The sequence below is a fragment of the Pantoea ananatis LMG 2665 genome (genome assembly GCF_000710035.2).
Lineage (GTDB): Bacteria > Pseudomonadota > Gammaproteobacteria > Enterobacterales > Enterobacteriaceae > Pantoea > Pantoea ananatis.
This window is the reverse complement of the sequence record NZ_JMJJ01000004.1, coordinates 223,405-240,218: the sequence shown is the minus strand read 5'-3', so window position 1 is coordinate 240,218 and position 16,814 is coordinate 223,405. Positions and strand designations below refer to the sequence as shown.

The 16,814-nt window shown below is 49.9% G+C and carries 11 protein-coding genes; 4 read left to right on the top strand and 7 right to left on the bottom strand.

Features of this window, described 5'->3' with window-relative positions; genetic code table 11:
* The first annotated feature begins 729 nt into the window (after positions 1-729).
* A complete protein-coding gene (locus EL29_RS02905; RefSeq protein WP_028714924.1) occupies positions 730-3,687 on the top strand; it encodes an autotransporter outer membrane beta-barrel domain-containing protein in 2,958 nt (985 codons plus the stop codon).
* Positions 3,688-3,999: 312 nt separating this feature from the next.
* Positions 4,000-5,610: an FAD-NAD(P)-binding protein gene (locus EL29_RS02900; protein ID WP_028714923.1), complete on the top strand. Its 1,611-nt coding sequence runs from the start codon at positions 4,000-4,002 to the stop codon at positions 5,608-5,610.
* Between the two features lie 99 nt (positions 5,611-5,709).
* Here EL29_RS02900 and EL29_RS02895 read toward each other — a convergent pair whose 3' ends face one another.
* Genes EL29_RS02895 through EL29_RS02885 form a run of 3 tightly spaced genes read right to left on the bottom strand, consistent with a single transcriptional unit; the run spans position 5,710 to position 9,482 of the window.
* Positions 5,710-6,729: a hypothetical protein gene (locus tag EL29_RS02895; protein WP_028714922.1), complete on the bottom strand. Its 1,020-nt coding sequence runs from the start codon at positions 6,727-6,729 to the stop codon at positions 5,710-5,712.
* 56 nt (positions 6,730-6,785) lie between these two features.
* Positions 6,786-8,117 carry a glycoside hydrolase family 140 protein gene (locus EL29_RS02890; RefSeq protein WP_028714921.1) on the bottom strand — a complete coding sequence of 444 codons (1,332 nt, stop codon included), beginning with the start codon at positions 8,115-8,117 and terminating at the stop codon, positions 6,786-6,788.
* 15 nt (positions 8,118-8,132) lie between these two features.
* On the bottom strand, positions 8,133-9,482 hold the full coding sequence (locus EL29_RS02885) for an MFS transporter (protein ID WP_015700790.1): 1,350 nt from the start codon (positions 9,480-9,482) through the stop codon (positions 8,133-8,135).
* Positions 9,483-9,960: 478 nt separating this feature from the next.
* Here EL29_RS02885 and EL29_RS02880 point away from each other — a divergent pair, with 478 nt between their 5' ends.
* Complete coding sequence (locus EL29_RS02880; RefSeq protein ID WP_028714920.1) at positions 9,961-11,382, top strand: L-fucose/L-arabinose isomerase family protein; 1,422 nt, start codon at positions 9,961-9,963, stop codon at positions 11,380-11,382.
* A 384-nt stretch (positions 11,383-11,766) separates the two neighbouring features.
* A complete protein-coding gene (locus EL29_RS02875) occupies positions 11,767-12,177 on the top strand; it encodes a hypothetical protein (protein ID WP_071999612.1) in 411 nt (136 codons plus the stop codon).
* 157 nt (positions 12,178-12,334) lie between these two features.
* Here EL29_RS02875 and EL29_RS02870 read toward each other — a convergent pair whose 3' ends face one another.
* The 4 genes from EL29_RS02870 to EL29_RS02855 form a co-directional block, all read right to left on the bottom strand.
* Positions 12,335-13,033 carry a DUF1868 domain-containing protein gene (locus EL29_RS02870; protein WP_028714919.1) on the bottom strand — a complete coding sequence of 233 codons (699 nt, stop codon included), beginning with the start codon at positions 13,031-13,033 and terminating at the stop codon, positions 12,335-12,337.
* 348 nt (positions 13,034-13,381) lie between these two features.
* A complete protein-coding gene (locus EL29_RS02865) occupies positions 13,382-13,651 on the bottom strand; it encodes a hypothetical protein (RefSeq protein ID WP_019105965.1) in 270 nt (89 codons plus the stop codon).
* A gap of 102 nt (positions 13,652-13,753) precedes the next feature.
* Positions 13,754-14,785 (bottom strand): HlyD family secretion protein, encoded by a 1,032-nt coding sequence (locus EL29_RS02860; RefSeq protein ID WP_028714918.1) that lies wholly within the window; start codon positions 14,783-14,785, stop codon positions 13,754-13,756.
* A 362-nt stretch (positions 14,786-15,147) separates the two neighbouring features.
* Positions 15,148-16,776, bottom strand: coding sequence for an ABC transporter substrate-binding protein (locus tag EL29_RS02855; protein WP_028714917.1), 1,629 nt, complete (start codon positions 16,774-16,776; stop codon positions 15,148-15,150).
* Between the last annotated feature and the right edge of the window lie 38 nt (positions 16,777-16,814).

Below are 16,814 nucleotides of genomic sequence, written 5' to 3'. Positions count from 1 at the left end.
CAGACTGAAAAATATTTTATCGACCACCACAAATGACGCGTCTGTCATCCCAGATATTCGTGATCCATCTCTCATTAATGAAGTCTTCCTTCACGTTCTTATCAAACATTACCCCGACGAAAATATTATTATTGCATTTACTGATAATCTAAATAATTAAGCAGCCGATTAAAACCTGCCAAACGCCACGCACTTAATTTCTTCATTTCTATCGACATCAACAGAAGATACCTGTTGTCTCTTCTCTATCGCCTTGTATTCAAACGTGAGCTTCTCTTACGAATAAACAGGACGTATCGATCAATTAATTATGTGCAATAGCCTCGACCTATCAGGAACGCCGTACCGATCGATATTAACTATTTTTAAATGGTCAGCATCTCTGCAAAATAACTTTCACGCTCCGCTCAGGATTAAGGAATATTTCTATACATTTAATTAACCTAATTTCGAGCAGATTAAAACATTCAGTCAGCCACACCACCAGGTGTATAAAAATGACGTCACATTAATTTAATAATAATTATCATTAAGAATAAAGCGTTAATCCTTAATGTTAATTCATAAGTTAACGGATGCGTTATTTAAAATATTAACATTAAAAATAATTATTTTAACAGAATGCTTAAAAAGAATGTTCCTGCCTGATGAAAAGCGATCTTCTGAACATTTAACAACCCCATTACGCTAAGAAAAACATCGATGAAATAAATGGATGAATAAATAACAATGAGCAGAACAACGCGTAAGTTTGTTATCGCTACGGTGATGAGTACGTTTGGATTAATGAATGCCCCTGCAGAGGCGGTCTGTAGCCAAGAAGGGAACAAATACACCTGTAGTGGCGCCGATCATGACACACAAAACCTGACAGGCGATGTCCTCGACGTCGTGCTGGACGGGACGTCTTACATTAATACCGATAGCGGATATGGCTTATCCGTCACGGGTTCATCCCTGACCATTACGCAGCAGGAAGGCGGCATTATCGTAGCCGATGGTTCAGGGATAAATATTGAAAATACCGGTACGGGCGACACCACGCCTAACATTTCCGGCACTGTGGTGGCGAAAAGAGCCGATGGTATTGAAATCATTACGTCCTACGAGGCAGGCGCAATCACCCTTATTCAGGAAGCAGGCACAATATCAGGGGAACAGAATGGCATCCAAACGCAGTATATGGGAACGGCCGATACGTTTATCGCGGTATCCGGCGAGGTGAAGGGAGAATCGAATAACGGTATTAATGCCCTGAATGGCAGCACGGCAAAAAACCTCTCCATCATGCAGTCTGGCGGAAAAATAACCGGCAGATTTAACGGTATTCAGGCATCTAACCAAGGTACCGGAAACACGTCCATCATCACAACCAGTGATGTCTCAGGTGAATACGCGGGCGTTTTTGTCGATAATCATGCTTCGGCACAAGACATCCTGGTGATGCAGTCAGATGGCAGCATCACCGGGGGCCATTACGGTATCTATGCCTTCAACCACGGAATCGGTGATACCACCATCCTGACAGCAGGTAACGTCACAGGCACTAACGGTTCAGGCATTTACGTCGACAATGCTGAGAGCGCAAACAATCTGTCCATTGTGCAATCTGGCGGCAAAATAACCGGCGGTGAGCATGGTATCTACGCGAACAATCACAGTCGCGGCGATACTTCCGTTACCACCCGCGGTGAAATCGTGGGTGAAAATGGCTCCGGTGTCAGCGTCTCGACCATGGACGGCGGCGATATCGCCTTCACTCAGATTCAGGGAAAAATTTCAGGTACTCAGTCAGGCATAGATATCTTAAACCGCGAAACGGGCGCCACGACTGTGAATATATCGGGTGAGGTTATTGGCGGTAGCGTCGCCGGTATCAATACAGATTTTAGAGGTAATGACGGAAAAACTACCATCAACCTGAACCAGGGTGCGGATATTTCAGCCGCCTCAGGTATTGCAATCAGGTCTACTCATTCTGATGCAACGGTAAACCTGAATAACGGCGCCAAAGTTTCCGGACAGATTCTGTTGGGAAATGGGAATAACACCCTGAATCTCAATCAGGGTTCAGATGTAAGCGGCCTGACAGTGATAAATGGAAACGATGACGATGATCCTGAGGACAGTATCACTACCCTCAATATCAATCAGTCACTGACGGGTTCTTCTTTTTCTGAGGGGGCAGCAGGCGATGTCGCCATTCTGAACTGGAATATCATTAATGTTGGCAACGCAGCGCAGACCCGCAATGCGACGTTAACCCTTTCCGGCGATCTCAATGCAGATCAGATCACTATCGCATCAGGGGGAAGGGTTAACGTTTCTTCTGCGGTCCGGGATGTCACTCTTGCGGGTAAGGTAAATAATGCAGGCTCCCTCGATCTGGGCATTGAGCGAAACAGTGACAACAGGTTAACCATTGAGGGTGATTATTCAGGGGATAACGGCAACCTGGTCCTGAATAGCGTTCTCGAAGGTGACAATGGCACTGCTGACCGACTGATCGTCAATGGCGATACGGCCGGCCATACCTGGGTCAGTATCAATAATCTGGGCGGACAGGGAGCACTGACCGATAAGGGCATTGAAATTGTCACGGTTAAAGGTGATTCCGCCGGTACCTTTGCAAAATCAGGCCGAATCGTCGCCGGGGCCTATGATTACGATGTAGTTAAAAAAGACAGCAACTGGTTTCTTGCCAGCGAAAAAGCGTACCGTCCCGAATTTGGCAGCTATCTGGCAAATGCCCGTGCGGCCAACACGCTGTTCCATACCCGCCTCCACGACCGCCTGGGTGAAACACAATACACCGACAGGTTAACGGGCGAACAAAAAGTCACGAGCCTGTGGATGCGCCATATCGGTGGGCATAACCGCTTCAGAGATGCTTCCGGCAAACTCCATACCCAAAGTAATCGTTACGTGATGCAGCTCGGCGGCGATATCGCACAGTGGAGCCGCAATGGACTGGATCGCTGGCACCTTGGCCTGATGACCGGCTACGCCAATAACCAGAGCCGCACGCATTCTAAAGCGAATGGCTATACCTCACGTGGAGACATTAACGGTTACAGCGTAGGCCTGTACGGCACCTGGTACGCTAACCAGAAAGAGAAAACCGGGGCCTATGTCGATGCATGGATGCTGTACAACTGGTTCGATAATCAGGTTACCGGGCAAAATCTGGCGACGGAAAAATATCATGCTGATGGGATCACCGCTGCCCTTGAAACGGGCTACACCTTTCAGACAGGAGAGAGCCGCGATGGCCGCACGCGTTACTGGCTACAGCCAAAGATACAGCTTACCTGGATGGACGTGCAGGCTGACGATCACATCGAAAATAACGGCACACAGGTTGTCAACAACACCAACGGAAATCTGCAGACCCGTTTGGGCATGAAGTTTTATCAGCAGGGAAATCACATCAGTGATGAGGGCAAAGATCGCACTTTCCAGCCGTTTATTGAGGCCAACTGGATCCATAACACCCATAACGACAGTGTCATGATGAATGGTATCAGCAATGCGATCACAGGCGCGCGCGATGTGGGTGAACTGAAACTTGGCGTCGAAGGTCAGATCAACGCTCGCCTGCAACTGTGGGGCAACGTTGCTCAACAACTCGGCGATAATGGCTTTAGCGATACACAGGGCACGCTGGGGATAAAATACCAGTTCTGAATGTTCGCATAATATTCCACGTCAGCCCATTACCTCAGATGTCCGGTTTTTACGTTTGGGTACCATGACAGAAACCGGCCTGAATGAACCTGTTCAGGCAGACCAGTCGCCCGACCGCACTACCAGGACAATCTGCATTTGTTGTGATGGCGTTCCACTCAGCTCCCCTTCCGCGCAGTTCTGCAATACTCGAGTAAACTTGATCATACTGGCTGAAAGGAAAAACCTGTATTGAGGCTTTGCCTGTCCTGCGGCGAGATCAAAACACGCCTTACAACCGTCCCCCATAACAATAATAAGGTGCGAACAGTGATGAAAAAGATCGCGATCGTCGGCGCTGGGCCAACCGGTATCTACACGTTTTATGCGCTTCTGGGTCATCATGTACCGATGTCCGTTTCCGTTTACGAACAGGGTGATGAGGCCGGTGTTGGCATGCCCTATAACGATGAAGAGAATTCCCGGATGATGCTGGCAAACATTGCCAGTATTGAAATCCCGCCTGTATTTATGACCTATATTGACTGGCTACGCGCCCAGAGCGACAGTCATCTCAGGCGATATCACGTCGATCCTGCCTCTCTGCATATCCGTCAGTTTCTGCCGCGTATCCTGCTTGGCGAGTATTTCCGCGATCGGTTTTTAGCGCTGGTGTCCCGCGCAACGGCACAGGGTTTCGAGGTAAAAATACATGAGCGCTGTCAGGTCACCGATCTTGAGGCCACCGATGCTGGCGTAAAACTCTGGACGCAGGGCGATACTGCCCCAGCAATATTTGATCAGGTCGTTATCGCCACAGGCCATGTCTGGCCAGACGACAGCGCCGCCACCCGCACCTACTTCCCCAGCCCCTGGTCCGGTCTGATGGAAGCGAAAATAGCGGCATGTCACGTGGGTATTATGGGCACCTCCCTGAGTGGCATTGATGCCGCAATGGCCGTGGCGATCCAGCATGGTGACTTTCAGGAAAGCGACGACGACGCGATCGCCTTCACACTGGACAAAGGCCACGAAGCCCTGAAGATCGTATTAATGTCACGATCGGGCATTCTGCCAGAAGCCGATTTCTACTGCCCGATTCCCTATGAGCCACTGAGCGTCGTTACCCAAAATGCCATCGATAACGCGATTGAGGCAGGCGCTGACGGATTACTCGATCGCGTATTTGCACTGATGGTTGAGGAGTTGGAGGAGGCTGCGCCCGCGTGGAGCAAAACGATTGATCTGAAAGCACTCAATGCCGACAGCCTTGCAGAAGCCTGGTTTGCCAACCGACATAAACAGGATCCTTTCCACTGGGCCAGCGCTAACTTGAATGAAGTCGAACGCAACAAACGCGACAGGCGCACCGTGCCCTGGCGCTATACCCTTTTGCGGCTGCACGAGGTGGTTGAGACAATCGTTCCCTTCCTTAACGAAAGCGACAGTAAACGCTTTTCAGGTGGCCTCGCTAAAGTGTTTATTGATAACTACGCGGCGATTCCTTCTCAATCCATCCGTCGACTGCTGGCCTTACGAGAGGCCGGAATCATCAGCATCCTTGCCCTTGGCGAAGAGTATGAACTGCGAAGGCAACAGCAGAAAACGCTGATCACGACTGAGGGGCTACAGCGAACGTTCGACGTGTTTATTGATGCGCGAGGGCAAAAGGCTCTTAAGACCCGCGATCTGCCCTTTGCAACACTGAAACAGCAGATCCAGCGCTGCGGCGATGAGATTCCCGATGTGGGTGACGATTATACTTTGCTGTCTCCTGAATCTGCCCGTGGACGCATTGCCCTGGCCGCCCTGCCCTATTTAATGCATGACCAGCCGTTTGTGCAGGGACTCACGGTGTGTGCCGAGATCGGTGCCGCCATCGCCAGTACGCTTGTGGAATCACCTTCACGTCCCCGAAAGCGCCTGGCGTATTTTGAACCCTAGGGCAACGCGATGCCGCTGTCTTGTTAACGCTGAAACGACTGGGCGACAGCGCATCTCGTCGTCCGGCTCTGGCATCAGCTACCTGATTCCGGCACGTGATTAAGGCAGAATATGCTCTGTGATGGCGTCAGAACTCAGTTGCACCAACCCTTTGACGCCATAGTGATAACCAGTTTGATCATGTTTAATGCGGATGCCGCTGATATGCGTGTCTGCATTCGCTGCGAGTATCGCCTGCGCCAGTGGCAGCACCTCGTCGCCATAGTCTTCAAACAGCTCACCGGTGACAATCACGTGTCTGATATTGTGAATCGGTGCGGTGCAGCAGATAGCAAAACAGAGCGCTCTGGCGGTGGCTAGAACCGTTGCGGGCTGGTTATCCGGATCGACAGCAAACGCCTGCTCGATACCGCCCTCATAAGGTAAATGCACTATCTCCGGATAAAATCCGTTCTCACCCAGTACCGGCTCGCCGTGAATACATTGCCCATAGCCCAGGCTGCCAAACCCAGGCATAAACGCCACCCACGATGAGTAAGGTAAGCGCTGAGCCAGCTGAAAGGTGGTGCAGAACGCAATATTAAAAATCTGTGTGCTGATACACATCGCGTCTTCAATCCGTTTTTTAAGCGCCACGTTCGTCTCACTGAACAACGGGCAATAACGTACGACGCCGGTGAAATGCTCGATGCCGCCCTGCAACGCCACGCTTATTACGTTGACCTGCTGCTGACGGACATTGCCTGACAGGCATAACGCCGCAACGCTGGTGGCGATAAAGGCAACCAGGCGTTGTGGCGTTAGCAGGGTAGGCAAGGAGATCCTGTGGTGCGCCAGCGCGGGCACTTGCGTATTGAAGTCGTTTAGCATCGCCTGGAGCTGGCCTTTGCGAAGCGTAATATTGACGCTGAAAAACTGGCCCGGCGTTGCCGCCAGCAACTGTTGAGGTCGGCCAAACGCACTGTCCTTTACGTCCCGCTCCTCAATAACCCGCTCTTCCAGCAGCTGCGACGTCAATTTTGTCACGTAGGCCTTCGTCACACCCAGGCGGCGCGTCATCTCTGCCCGTGACTCGCATTCGCTGTGCAGAATATTCAATATCTGCTTCTTGTAATCCATTCACGACCCTCTGCCCGCTCTGCGCTTCTGAGCGGACAGTAACACAGTTCGCCTTATCAGGAATTTGCTCTCAACACGAGTATCCAGTCATTTCCGCTGGCGGGTGGGTCGATGTTAAGGAAGAAGGTCTCCGACATATCATTGCTCAGCCAGTTCATGATGCCATAGCGGGGATCAAACCATCCTGTTTCGAATCCCGTTGCGGCAAAGGCGCTGATATCCAGGGTGATATTTTGCTGTTGCGGAATATATACCGCTATCCAGCGCTGCTGGTGATCGCGCATCACACCACAGTGGCGTTGATCGCTGGGATTAGGGTTGATAAGCAAAGACCGATCGGGAACCCGTAGATGCCAGTCAGGCAGGGATTCAATAAACCGTCGCAGGATGCCAATGGCAAAGGCGCCGGGATAGTCAAGCGCATCAAACCAGTACGGAATGGTATCGCCCTGATAAGTACTCGCTGCGCTTTCAGGTATCGCCACGGCGTCATCTTCCGGTCGGCGCATCTGCCAGAGACTGTAGCAACCATAGGTAATGCCCGCACCCCCCGCAAAGACTGACCAGTAGCTGCTGCGACGCACCTCACGATCGGTAAAGCGGCTGGCCTCCTGTGCACGACGGAACTGATGCTGACACATGATCGGATGGGCTTCATAGCAGGGTTCAGCATCGAGAACCGGCTTGCTCTGACGCTGGTAATCCATTTCAATGGCGCGCCACGACGGATAAGCCTCACCCATATGTCCCGATTGCCAGACGATAAAATCATGCCAGGGCCGATCGCCCAGCATGTCCAGCGTGCTTCGCCCGCCCTGCGAGTGCACAGTCAACAGCGCATCGCCACTGCCGCCCTGTCGCAACCCTTGGGCCATATTTTCCATCAACTGGCCTTGTTCCGGGGTTTGCACTGCACGATCACCGCCGATCATCCATATGATGCCCGTGCCTTGCAGCTTGTCACTGAGATACCGACAGAATGCCTGAACGTTTTCTGCGTTAAATAAGGGCGTTTTGGCCGCTCCCCAACTGTTGTTCACACTCCAGTGTGACCCCCACATCGGCACCAGGGCGATATAGAGATCTCGCGAGTTGGCGATGTCGGTGACTCGCCTCAGATGATCAAAATAGGCTTCATTGGGGATCAGAGACGTTAAATCCTTAAAGGGCAGATGTCCGCCTTCGTAAGTCGGCGTCTGTAAACCGTCAAGCTCACACAGGGCAACGGCCTGAATCACATTAAAGCCTTTTTTTGCCCGATTTGTTAAATACGCTTCTGCCTCTGTCAGCGTCAGTTTGTGAAACAGCTCCCAGGCAGTACAGGCCGTATAGAAAAAGGGGCGATCCTCCTGATAAAAACTTCTGTCACGAACCGTTAATTTTTTCATCTACCACTCCTGATATCAGAACGCTTTTTCATTGATAAATGACTGGCAGGTTTTTTCATCCAGTTTGTAACGTGAAAATATTCCGGCGGTGATAAACATGCAGGATGCGGGGAGCCAGACATAAAGGAGGTTAAACGCAGAAAGTTGATTTTCTGAAGCCGTGGTCATGAAATCGGGGTTATATCCGTACCATGCTAAGACATAACCAATAATTGCCCCACCGATCGCCATTCCGGCTTTTGTGGCAAACAACATGCCGCCGCCAATCATGCCGTTTATTCGGACGCCATATTTATAAAAGCCGTAGTCAGCCACATCCGCGACGGTTGCCCAAATAATTACGGCGATAAGTTCAACAACCAGTGTCGCCGTGACAAACAGCCCCGCATGTACCCAGACGGCTTCGGCAGAGGTAAAACCAATGATTAACGTAATAAGTCCCCCCGCGATCTGACTCCAGATCAGTAATGGAATCCGTTTTACCCGTCCGGTTTTAAGGACATATCCGGTAATCAAGGGGGCGATAATTCCGGCAATTGAACCTGCGGTAAGCAAAACACTCAGAAATGAAACAGGCAAGTTAAGCACATATTTTACAAAATACGCCGCCGCACCAAACTTAAGCGTATTCATAATCATCACCACCAGCTGTGCAGCAAAAATGATTAAAGCCTGATCGTTTTTCAACATCAGCCGTATCTGGTTGCCGACGCTGAGCGTCTGTACATCCCCCGCTGAAACGCGTTCCTGAGTATTGTAATAGCAAATTAAAACCAATAGCGTTGAGAGCAGGCCAATACCGCACATCACAACCCGATAACCCATCACCTCATTATCAAAAAGCGCAATCAACATGGGGACCAGTAAAGAACAAATTAAGTAAGAGACCTTGGCTAACGGAAAGCGAATCGTGTTTATCTGTATCCTCTCGTCACTGTCTGCTGAAATGGCTCCCAGCAGAGAGACATAGGGCACCGCCACCAGGCTGAACGCCATAACCAGCATGATATAGGTGGTGTAGGCATAAATGATCCGTCCGGTTTCACCCAACTCGGGTGAAAGGAAAACGGCGGCGCAGCTAAGCCCATAAGGCACAGCGAACCATAATAGCCAGGGGCGGTAACGGCCATGTCGAGAACGCGTGCGATCGGCCACCACGCCGATTAATGGATCGCTTATCGCATCAATTAAGCGCGTAATCAGAAATAAGGTTCCCATTACTGCAGGGCTGAGCTTGAATACATCGGTGTAATATATCGACAAAAACATCATGGTCATGCCCATGAAGATATTGGCTGAGGTATCCCCAAGCCCGTAACAAAATTTTTCGCGAAAACTCACTTTTAATGGTTTATGTAATTCCATTCCAGCATCCTCCCGCATTAATAAAGGACGCCAACCATATAAAAACAGGGAACAGAAACAAACTGCATTAAGTTTCTTTTGTGAACTTAGTTCAATAAAAAAACAAATTACACCTTCAAAAATACATCAATATTTAAGTTGATTAATTAACGCACCTCGATAAAACATCTCTTCACATCTCTAACCACCAACAACTAAAAATGCTATCAAAGATAAGAGTAACTGCCAAAAACCACGCCTTATTTGCGGCATAGAATCCATTTAAAAAACAAAAATAGACAAAAACAGGCATCACGAATAATGTGAGAATGAATTAATAAAATCAAAATCACCCGATAAGAAAAGCGTCCACTTGAATGGTTTGCACAGATCACACCATCTGTAAAAGCCAGAACGAAATAAACAACATCATTAACAATGATGAAATTTTAAAACATCAAAATACCCATAATAATCCTATGCATACCGGAGAAAAATCATGTCAAGAATACCACATCAATTAACCATGGCCGTTATTATCGCTAACCGGGGGTTCTTCCCCGGATACGTCGTCAATGAGGCGCGCGAGCAGATTATTGAGGTGTTTATTCAGCACGATATCAATCCGGTAATGCTCGATGAAACCCAGACCCGCTACGGTGGCGTTGAAACACGTGCAGAAGCCAAAATATGTGCAGCATGGTTACGCGCTCGTCGTGACGATATTCATGGCGTGGTGGTATTGCTTCCCAATTTTGGCGATGAAAAAGCCGTTTCAGAAGCATTACGTCTTTCCGGACTTAATGTTCCTGTGTTAATTCAGGCCCAGCCAGACCGCCTGGACAAGATGCATCTCGCCAGTCGGCGAGACAGTTTTTGCGGCAAAATCTCCCTGTGTAATAACCTGCGTCAATATGACATTCCCTTCACCTTAACCACCCAGCACGTGAGTGACTTAGCGGGTGAATCTTTTGCCCGGGATATAAGCCGGTTTAAGCAGGTTTGCCGGGTGGTCAGCAGCATGCGCGGCGCGCGAGTGGGCGCAATTGGTGCGCGTCCTGCTGGTTTTAATACCGTTCGCTACAGTGAAAAATTACTTGAAAGGCTGGGCATCGCCGTGGAAACCCTGGATTTATCAGAGGTGTTCAGCAGAATGAAACGGTTAGGCGACAGCGATATTCGTGTCGATGAGAAGCGCCGCCTGCTGCTGGATAATGCGCATGTCAGCACGATGGCTTCAGATAAAATCACCCTCATGGCAAAGTTGTTCGTGGTCATCGCTGAATGGGTTATAGCTGAAGACATTGATGCCACCGCCATCCAGTGCTGGACCTCATTGCAGGAAACGCTCGGTATTAACGCGTGCTCTGTGATGAGCGTGATGTCCGGTCAGTTACTGCCCTGCGCCTGTGAAGTCGATGTGATGGGCGCATTATCCATGTATGCCCTTGCCAGTTGCAGCCTGAGTCCGGCCTCCATTGCCGACTGGAATAATAACTACGGCGACGATCCAGACAAATGTGTGCTGTTTCACTGTGGCAACTTTGCCACAGCCTCTCTGGAGGACGCCACAATGGGCACCGCCAATATTATTGGTCATCGCGTCGGCAACGAAAATACCTGCGGTGCCGTTCATGGCAGAAGTAAAACTGGCAACATCACCTTCTTCCGACTGAGCTCAGACGATCTGAGGGGAGAAATTAAAGCCTATGTGGGTGAAGGCGTCGCCGTGAACGATCCGCTAGATACCGTTGGCTGTCGTGCGGTCATTGAAGTGCCGCAGCTGGAACGCTTGCTGGCGTGGATTTGCCGTAACGGCTTCGAGCATCACGTAGCCTTTAACCACGCATCCTGCGCAGAGGCTTTGCATGAAGCCTTTACCCGCTATTTACAGGTTGGGACGCATTTTCATTGCCAATAAGGTTGATGTTAAATCAAGGCGGTTTGGTACACAGGCTATTGAGCCTGTTTAACTGTTACAGAAATTTCAAGGGGCCTGGATGTTGAACGACATCCCTTTTACCCGTTTCGTTATTCCTGTTTTCGCTGTGCTACCGCCTCACTCTTGTGCATCAATCGCAACAACGTTAAGTCACATCAGGTATTCATCCTGGTGAAAGATGAGTAAGCAATGGTGACTCACATTTTCAGTCAGACATCCTTAAAGTAACGCTTACCCCCTGACGATCGGAAGGGAGTAACAGAAATGTTTACCTTAAAAATAGTTCAGCGACAGTCATTCCCGAGAATGGAAAGCAGCACTGATTCCATAAATTTATCTGAATATGAAACAAGGATACTCTGAATGAAAACCCAAATTAACACCTTATTATTATTATCACTATTTTCTTTTGGTAGTCAGGCTGCTTCATTCACAATCAATGCAAAAGATCATTGCATCTATCCACCATTAAGTAACGTCAGGGTACAGGCGGGTACTGCATTACAGTTTCAGTTGCAACCCGGCACCTATACTGTGTCCCTGCTTTCGAATAGCATGAGTTGTGCAAATGGTTCGCTGAGCGACGGCTGCCAAATTAGTTCAGTCTATTTACAGGGCGGTTTAGGCAATGCTCGCTGGGGGACCACTGTTGGTAGTACACCTATTACCGTCAACGTCCCAACAACCGCAACGTTTATGGCATTTGTGACAGATGACAACTGCGTTGATAATACAGGTAGTGCGACCATACAAGCGGATAAAGTTTCAAATTAACGAATCCCGCGGACCGTCTTTCCAGGGCGGTTCGCGGCATTATTTTTATACATTCGTTTTAATCCCCCTAGTTAAAAATTTTTATTTATAATTTTTCAATTTCCGTGTTAATACGAGGCATTCAGGTGTGCCCGTTAATACGCAACAGAAATTTTGGCTATTCCAGCCTTAACAACGGCGTATACCGAGACATATCCCTGAAGGTACAAAACTCAGGCGCACCCAGCGTCATCACCGGCGCAACCCGCATCAGCTTTTCCAGATATCCGGCTCTTAAAATTTGCAGCAGGCGCAACTCCTCATCGTTCGGTTTATTGATGAGATAAGAGACACTGACATGAAATTCGTAGACATCATGATTATTTCGTTTGCAGTTAAGCGTGCGGCTGAGCGCATCTCTGAGCGACCGTATTTTGCGCTCTTCCGCCCTGTCCAACGGCGCCAGCGACAGCGAGACGCCACGTTTTAAGGCAATAGCCCCAATGCGCATCTGCAAAGGTAACGAGGGCATGAGCCTGAAATTTGCCAGCTTCGCCGCGAACAGCCGGTCGCACTCTTCCATCGACGCATCAAGATTCAGGTCTTGTGGCCAGGCCGGATAGTGCCGTGCCCGGTCATTGGCACCGTTAAACACCGTCATATGGTAGCTTGACTGCGGCAGAAATGCGTAACACCGCCCCAGCCCTGCGGCTTTCATTGCATCAACCATTTCGCCAGTCACACGGACGATTTCACTGTCCTGTTCGAGATGACAAATCAGCGTATTGCCTCTGAATGGCAGTACCTCACCTTTGGCGTTAAATTTTTCACCGATGGCATTTTCTATCCATCCTTTCTGCTCCAGCACTTCTGACATGATTCAGGCTCCCGCGCGCTCGAGATGGCTTTCCTGAGGCGATTACTCTCTAAGCTGGGATAACCAGGCGATATGATGACGTGCTTCAGGAACGCTCTTTGTGACTGCCGAACCACAGCATAAAGCATGATTGTGACCGTTATCAGGCAGCAGGAGCGATGGAAAATCAGGACAGCGGGCTGGCTTTAATACAGAACAGGCAAAAAAGACATCCGAATGCGTTTTATGAAGCCATCATGGGCACAAAGCAGATAATTAACAGGTTGGTTTCTTATCGCTGTCGGGTTTGAGCCTGGCCTTTTTTAACCAGGCGTTGTGCCCCGTCGCCTGCGGATATCCGCAGGCGGGCTACTTTTTCCGTAACAGAAAAACAGCAATGGCGGTAAGCACGCCCATCAGTGGCATAGCGATCGCGCCCGAGAAGAAGTCGTGATGATCTTTTTGATTGCTTCGACGAATATCAGCAAACCGGTTAAGTGCCCGATGCTTGTCAGTTGCACTCACCTCTTCGAATTGCTTTTTATAGCCCTTATCTTCTAACTGAGAACCACCGTCCGCATCATGTCTTTCCAGCACGACGGTGTGCTGACCTTTTTGATAGAAACAGTAATCTGGCATTTTGCACTTCGCCTGAAAGAAGAGGAGAAATGACTCTATCCTGCTGCGGTTGATGTTGTAAATACCTCTCCCCCCTCACGCTTCAGCCACCAGCCTGATGGGTTACACATTATGCGCTGATACCGAATGATGCCCACTGTTGAAGCAATTAGCAGACTGGGCATTTATGGTCTGAAAATGCGCTCCGCCAGGGTTGTCTCTGTGCATGCCGGCTACTGGCTTATCGGATATCAATCTGGTGGTCGCGGTTTGCTGACTGCTGGCTTCACCAGCCTGACTCGATTGCTCCCCTGTCATCCTGTTGTCAGCCTTCGCGATAACAGATTTCACTGAACCGTCAGAAGGCATATAGAGCGCCTGCTGCAGGATAGTTTCATTTTGTGACAGGTTCTCATCCACCTGCGCCAGCTGACGACGCAGGACGTTAAGCTTTACAGATGTGGCTAGCGGTATTTGAAGCTGTTGGTCGTTCAAAACGTTTAACTGCTGGCGGGCACCATACTGTTGCTGTAACAGCGCACGGTACTGGCTTTCATAGCCCCATACCGTCGATTGCTCCTGCTCAAACTGAAGCGTGGAGATGTATCCCTTTGCTAACAGCGGTCGCCAGGTGTTGACCAGCTTCTGAGCCATACTCATTTGCGCCGATTCAATTTTAATCTGGTCCGCCAGTTGCTCAAGTTGACCATTCAGCATGGCCTGCTGGAAGCGGCTGTCGCTGACCTGTTGCAGAGCAAGCTGCTGGGTGTGATCGATATCCTGCAGCAGACTGCTCTGCTCAAGCTTCAACTGCGCACTGACGAGCCGAATTTTTTCCGCAGCTAACCGGGTCTGGGCAGAGGCAAGTTCAAGCGAAGCGGCGGTCAGCGCGGGCTGGCCCTGGCTGTTCTGCCCCTGCTTAACTGTGCCGCCTGCAGGCGCACTGAAGGCCACAGGTTGTGGCTGCGCGGCCTGCCTGGCGGCTGACGGGCGCACGTGAAGCGGATGGCTTTGAACGAAATAAATGACGGTTATTGTCCCAACAACGAGTGAAACCAGGTTCCGGCGAAGCAACAGTGCCAACGGGGACAGGGTTTCACCGCACTCAGCGCCGGATGATTCAACGATCTGTTTCTTAAAAAATGGGTTTTCCATTTTTATACCTTCAATAATGACGTATGGATATTACCGGGCAAGGCGCCATGTAACAGATGTTTTGTGAGTGCGGTTAATTCAAGGCTAATCGGGTAACTGATTCCCCTCTGCGCTTAACATCCCATTTCCTTGTGCCGTTTTAAAACAGAAGAACATTTCCAGTCGTTACCTTTTGCAAGCGAGTTTCAATCTTTCGAGTTTGCTGTGTCAGAGAACAGTTTTGACTGCGTATGAAAGGACGTTTTACGACGCTGACAGAAAAGGCGGGGGATGTCACCAGGCTCGCTGGGGCCAAAAGCTGGCCCCAGCGAGCAAACAGCACTCAGCAGTTCGGTTACGTCAGAAACGTACCGCCGGGCGTTTTATTTAACAAGATAAAGGTCCTTGGTGTAATAAAACCGCAGATGCGATGGGGCATAACCGCCGACTTTTGGGTTAACCATCTGATTAAGCGCGCCATAAAACACCGGAATAACCGGCGCATCTTTTGCAATAATGTCGCTGGCTTTCTGGTAATCCTGGGTTACGGCGTTTGGATCGGTATCCATTCCCGCGGCTTTTACTGCCGCATCAAACGCTGTGCTGGCATAACCTGAGCTATTCTGACTGTCGCCACTGCGGAAGGTATTTAAAAAAGTAGAGGGCTCACTGTAGTCACCAATCCAGGTGTAGCGCACCAGATCATATTGCCTCTGATGCATGGTATCTAGCATGGTTTTCCATTCCTGATTTTGCAGCGTGACCTTCGCACCTAACGTTTTACCCCACATGGAAGCAGCGGCAATCGCGATACGTTGGTTATCCTGATTGGTGTTGTAGAGCAGGGTAAAACTCAGAGGATGGCTGGCTGAAAAACCGGCTTCGCTGAGTAACGCCTGAGCTTTTTTGATGCGCTGCGCCTGCGTCCAGCCAGCCCAGTCAGGCGGAGACAGTTTGACGTCCCCCATTGATAATGGCACAACGGTATAAGCCGGTTTCTGTCCCATGCCGATAACCTTATCGGCGATGATGCCTTTATCCAGCGCCAGGTCCAGCGCCTGACGCACGCGGACATCGGTAAAGGGTGCCTTGTGCGTATTTATCTGGAAATAGAACACGCTATAAATTGAGGTGCTGTGTACTTCTTTGGGCCGCTCTTTTTTCATTCGAGGGAAATCAATGGCGGGAATGCTGTCCGTAATGGTAATGCCGCCGGCCAGGTAGCGGTTAAGCTCGGCAGAAACATCATTAATCGGTAAAAACGTTACGCGATTAATTAGGGTATGCGCGTTATCCCAATAGCGATCGTTACGGTTCAGCGTGATTTTTTCATTAACTACCCACTGATCCAGTTTATAGGCACCGCTGCTGACCATGTTGCCCGGCCGGGTCCAGGCCTCACCAAACTTTTTAACGTTATTTTCGCTGACCGGAAACAGGGAAGGATGGGCAACAAACTGCAAAAAATAGGACACCGGCTGATCCAGAGTAACCTGCACGGTGTGCGCGTCTAAGGCTTTAACGCCCAGGCTGTCAGGCGGGCTTTTACCGCCCGTCACCGCATCAGCGTTAAGGATATGCGCATAGTTAGCAAAGGATGCATAAGGCGATGCCGTTTTGGGATCGGTCAGACGACGCCAACTGAAGACAACATCTTCAGCTGTCAGCGGCGATCCGTCTGACCATGTCAGGTCAGGACGAAGATGAAAGGTCCAGACTTTGTTGTCTGCCGTTTCCCACGAAGCAGCCAGTCCCGGTATGACTTTGCCCTCTGGATCAGTCCGCACCAGCCCTTCAAACAGGTCGTTAATAACTGAAAAGGCATCGTTGGTTTCAGCTTTATCAACATCCAGGGTAGCAGGCTCGGCTCCATTGCCCCGCACGATCTCCTGCACGGGAGCCAATGTCACACCATTGGGTACGTTTGCCCCAAAGGCCGCCGTCGAGCACGATAACCCCGTGATTATTACAGACAACCCCATACGGGCAACATATAAACGGCTTACCGACATTCGTCCAACTCCTTTCGCATTGTTTTAAGGTGACTTCA